The sequence below is a fragment of the Lacticaseibacillus camelliae DSM 22697 = JCM 13995 genome, from assembly GCF_001311195.1.
GTDB classification, from domain to species: Bacteria; Bacillota; Bacilli; order Lactobacillales; family Lactobacillaceae; genus Lacticaseibacillus; species Lacticaseibacillus camelliae.
The window spans coordinates 1-4759 of sequence record NZ_BBAJ01000119.1; the positions used below are offsets into that span (position 1 = coordinate 1).

Below are 4759 nucleotides of genomic sequence, written 5' to 3' on the forward strand. Positions count from 1 at the left end.
CAATTTTCTTCAGCGCCGGCCGCCCGGGCTCAACCACCTCACGCGCGACCTCGTCGGCGTCGACCACCGGGCAGCCCAACTTACGAAATTCGGCCGCAACGGTGCTTTTGCCCGTCGCAATACCGCCGGTCAATCCTAACAAATACGTCATCTTACCTTACGCTTCCTCAGTTTCTGACAATGTGGGCAAAAATGGGTCCCGCGCTGACCCACCTTAATTTTGACAATGGTCGTCTTGCACCGGTCACACGGCGTGCCTTCCCGGTCATAGACGTGCAGCTGATCCTGCATGGCGCCACGCTGCCCGGTCGCGTCCACAAACGAGTGAACGCTAGTGCCGCCGAGCCGGATCGCCTTTTGCAGCTCCGCAATGATGTTATCATGCAGCAGCCGCGCCTCTTTCTTGGTGATGGTCGAAGCCGGCTGGGCCGGGTGCAGCCGGCTGAGCCAGAGACTTTCGTCGGCGTAGATGTTGCCGACACCGGCCACCACGCTTTGATCCAGAATCACCGATTTAATGGGCGCCTTGCGCTTATGAATGGTCTGATAAAACGCCTCGGCGTCAAATGTTGCCGGCGTCGGCTCAGGCCCCATCTTGGCCAGGCCGGGCACAACGATTTCCTCGGTGCCGGTTTGGACCAGCTGCATGCGGCCAAACTTGCGCATATCCAGGTAGCGCAGCTGGGAGCCATCGGTGAACGCGATGCCCACATGCCAAAACCGCGGGGCAGGATCATCTTGCCTCAAAGCCAGCTGGTACTTGCCTTCCATGCGCAAGTGGGACACCAGAGTCAGCCCATTATCGAAACGGATCAACAGGTACTTGCCACGCCGATCGATCCGCGTAATGGTCGCACCTTTGAGCTGCTGATTAAAATGCAGCACGCCGCCGATCAGGATCTTCTCCCAATCCGTCGTGACCTTCTGAACGGTTTTGCCAACAATCAGGTTTGTCAGCCCCAGGCGGACATTTTCAACTTCTGGTAATTCCGGCATCTGCTAGCCCTTCCTCAACTCTTATTTGGCGTCAAACCAGGTGTTGCCATAATGACTTTCGACCTTTAGCGGCACGTCCAGCGACACTGCTGAATCCATCACCTTCGGGACCAATGCCGCCAGCTGGTCCATTTCCTCGGCTGGGCCCTCAAAAATCAGTTCGTCGTGCACCTGCAGCAGCATGCGCGACTGCAAGTGATGCTCATCCAGCATCTGCTGCATCCGGATCATGGCCACCTTGATGATGTCGGCCGCACTGCCTGAATTGGCGTATTCATCGCGGTGCGCTCGGCGAACTGACGCAGGTTGAAGTTGCGCGAGTGGATGTCGTTCAGGTAACGGCGGCGGTGGAATAAGGTTTCCACGTAACCCTTTTCGCGCGCCGTTTTGACCATGTTATCCATGTAGTCGTGGACCTTAGGGTACTGGGCAAAGTAGCCGTCGATGAACGCCTTGGCTTGCGGCCGCGTGATCCCGATGTTCTTGGCCAGCCCAAAGTCGGAAATCCCGTAAACGATCCCGAAATTAGTCGCCTTGGCCTGCCGGCGCATGTCCGGCGTGACCTGATCCGGCGAATCCAGGTCGAAAATCTTCATCGCGGTGTTCGCGTGAATGTCGCGGTCCTCCTTGAAGGCCTCTTGCATATTCTTGTCACCGGAAATGTGCGCCAAAACGCGCAGTTCGATCTGCGAGTAATCCGACGAGAAAATCTGCCAGCCGGCTGGCTCGGCACGAAGGCCTGGCGGACCTGCTTGCCTTCGTCGCGAGCCGGGATGTTTTGCATGTTCGGGTCTACGGATGACAGGCGCCCCGTCGCCGTCAGCGTCTGCAGGTAGCGCGTGTGAATCTTGCCATCGGGCAGCACGGCCTTGAGCAGGCCGGCCACATAGGTCGACTGCAGCTTGGCCACGGTGCGGTAGTCCAGGATGTCCTGGACGATTGGGCTGGCAGATTTCAGTTGTTCCAGCACATCGACCGAGGTCGAATACCCCGTCTTCGTCTTTTTGATCACCGGCAAGTTAAGCTTTTCAAACAGGACCTCTCCCAGCTGCTTTGGCGAGTTGAGGTTGAACTTCAAACCGGCCTCACCGTATATCTTCTCTTCCAGCACGTGCATGGTGCTGGTCCACTGGTCGCCCATTTCCGTCAGCTTAGGCTGATCCAGGACGATGCCGGCGATTTCCATGCGGGCCAGCACCTTGGCCAGCGGCATTTCCATGTCGGCGAACAGCTTGGTTTGGTCCTGGTCATCAAGGTCCTTGAGCAGGTGCGGCCGCAGCGCCAATATCGCCTGGGCCTTTTCCGCAAAGTGCGTGAACAACTTCTCGTCGTCCGGGACCTGGCGCTTAGCCCCCTTGCCGTAAACGTCCGCATCCAGCGGCAGCGTGTAATCGTGATCTTCGGCAATTTGACCAAAGTCGTTGCTGTTTTGATCCGGGTTCAGCAAATAAGACGCCAGCAGGACATCAAAACCGATGTGAGGCAGCTGCAGATCCAGCCGGTTAGCCGCCACCAAATTGCGCTTGGCATCAAACACCGCCAGCTCGTGGCCCGCCAACCAAGTCGAAAGCGGCTTAAGTGTCAGCAGGGTCACATCAGTCGAGACATAGGTTTCGTCCTTGGTGCCAATGAAAAAACCAATCTGCGGCGACACATGGTAGTTGTCGTCAAGCATTTCGATCTCAAACGCGACCGGCAGGTTGGTCTTAGGCAGCTGACCCAAATTGGCGTCGGTCAGCACCACGTAATGCAAATTCTTCTTGGGCTGTTGCGCCTCATTTCCGGGCAGCTTTTTCAGCGCCTGGCGCATGTCGAGCCGCGTGTACAGGTCGCGAAGCTTTTCGATGTCCGGCCCCTTATAGTCCAAATCATCCAGGCCAATTTCGATGGGGGCGTCCTGATCGATGGTCGCCAGCGTTTGGCTCATGATGGCCTGGTCGTGGTCGTTGATCAGGTTCTCCTTCATTTTGCTCGGCTTCAGGTCATCGATGTTCTTGTAGAGATTATCGATCGAGCCGAACTGGTGAAGCAGCTTGAGCGCGGTTTTCTCGCCGACCTTGGTGACGCCGGGATAATTATCGGAGGTGTCGCCCATGAGGCCCTTGAGGTCGATGATCTGCTTTGGCTTCAGACCCATGGTGTCCTCAATGTGGGCCGGCGTGAACGGTTCCAGCTCGCCGACGCCTTGCGCGTCACCTGGACGGTCACGTTATCGGTTGCCAGCTGCGTGAGGTCGCGGTCGCCGGTAATGATGTCGGTGTGCCAACCGCGGGCCTCGGCTTCGCGGGAAAGCGTGCCGATGATATCATCGGCCTCGTAATCCTGCAGCGCGTAGTGGCGAATGCCGTGATCGTCCAGCAGTTCATGGATGTACGGCAACTGTTCGATGAACTCTGAGGGCGCCTTTTGCCGCTGGCCCTTGTAGTCATCAAACATTTTGGTGCGGAAAGTCCCCCCGCTTTTGTCGAATGCAACCAGCACGTGCTGGGGCTTGAACTCATCCATCACATTGTCGAGCATGTTATTGAACGTCATCACCGCGTTGGTGTGAATCCCGTCCTTATTGGTGAAGCGGTCCATCTGGGTGTACATCGCGTAAAACGCCCGAAACGCGAGCGAGCTGCCGTCGATCAGCAGTAATTTTTCTTGTGCCATAGCTGCCTCCTGTTCTGCCTTTCATTATAGCAGACCCGCTGAGGGATTTTTGGGTAGACAAAAGGCCTTACCACAAGGGCAAGACCTTCTTCTCAATCGGGCTCCGGCTTGGCAACGCCCGAACAGCTAGACTAGCCTGCACACCTTAGTTAAATCGGGCTACGGACTGGCAACGGCCGAGTGTCTAGCTACGCCCAGCGGCTCGCTCGCCTTGCGAGCAATCCACTGGGCTAGGCTAGCCATCGACCTAAGTACGCCAGTCCTTCGCACCTTAGTTTCTGTTTGAACTGCCACCGAACAACTGCAACAGGACCAAGAAAATGTTCAGGAAATCCAAGTACAGCGCCAAAGCCCCTTGAACTGCCAGGCTGTTGGTGTTGACCGTGTACCCGCCGCGGCTGTCCGCGGTCAGGTAAATCTGCTTAAGCTTTTGGGTATCAAAAGCGGTCATCACAATGAAGATGATCAAAATCGCGTAACTGATCAAGTACATCAACCCAGTGGAGTGCATGAACATATTCACTAAGCTGAGGATGATCACGCCAATCAGCGCGGTGAAGGCCATTGAACCGGCGCGACTCAAATCTTTCTGGGTCGTGCGGCCGACAATCGACATCGTGAGAAAAATCACCGCCGTCGTCAAGAATGAAATGGCCACGATCGACTGCCGGTAGGACATCAGAATGACCGTAAAGGTGACCCCATAGCTGGCCGAGATTAGGTAGAACATCAGACTCGCATAGGCCGCGTTAGCCTGTGCCCGCCGGCTGCTGACCCCGAACGACAGAAGAATCGGCAGAAACAGCAGCACATAGAACATGATGGGGTGAGCGCTGATGAAGCCGACGTACTGGGGCAGAAAAACCGTCCCGAGCAGATACGAGATCACTGCCGTCAGCAGCAGTCCCAGCCCCATTGTCGAGTACACCTTGTTGAAGAATCTGGTCATTCCCGAATCGTTGACCACTCGCCGTTCTTCTTGCATGTAATCATTCCTTTCAATAACCTAACTTGGCTCTATTATACCAGAATCCCTAGGCTTTCAAGTTGGACTTTAGTCTGAGTTCGCGCCGTGTCACATTGGCAAAAACGAGGCCGAGACACAAAA

Annotated in this window: 3 protein-coding genes and 1 pseudogene; all 4 read right to left on the minus strand. The window is 56.0% G+C overall.

The genetic code is table 11. From position 1 onward, the window contains the following. Positions 1-151, minus strand: a 151-nt coding sequence (locus tag JCM13995_RS12905; protein WP_156314500.1) for a dephospho-CoA kinase, incomplete at its 3' end; no start/stop codon positions are given. Further along, positions 148-996 (minus strand): bifunctional DNA-formamidopyrimidine glycosylase/DNA-(apurinic or apyrimidinic site) lyase, encoded by an 849-nt coding sequence (mutM, locus tag JCM13995_RS12910; protein ID WP_054666337.1) that lies wholly within the window; start codon positions 994-996, stop codon positions 148-150. The genes JCM13995_RS12905 and mutM, both read right to left, overlap by 4 nt. Before the next feature lie 21 nt (positions 997-1017). Further along, positions 1018-3651 (minus strand): annotated as a pseudogene (gene polA, locus JCM13995_RS12915) (DNA polymerase I). A 271-nt stretch (positions 3652-3922) separates the two neighbouring features. After that, the gene (locus JCM13995_RS12925) at positions 3923-4636 is read right to left on the minus strand and encodes a Bax inhibitor-1/YccA family protein (RefSeq protein ID WP_054666343.1); all 714 of its coding nucleotides are present in this window, start codon (positions 4634-4636) and stop codon (positions 3923-3925) included. Positions 4637-4759: the final 123 nt, after the last annotated feature.

What these genes read in the sequence shown, in the direction of transcription:
- mutM (WP_054666337.1), bottom strand. Translation starts at nt 996, where the DNA reads ATGCCGGAATTACCAGAAGTTGAAAATGTCCGCCTGGGGCTGACAAAC.
- JCM13995_RS12925 (WP_054666343.1), bottom strand. Translation starts at nt 4,636, where the DNA reads ATGCAAGAAGAACGGCGAGTGGTCAACGATTCGGGAATGACCAGATTC.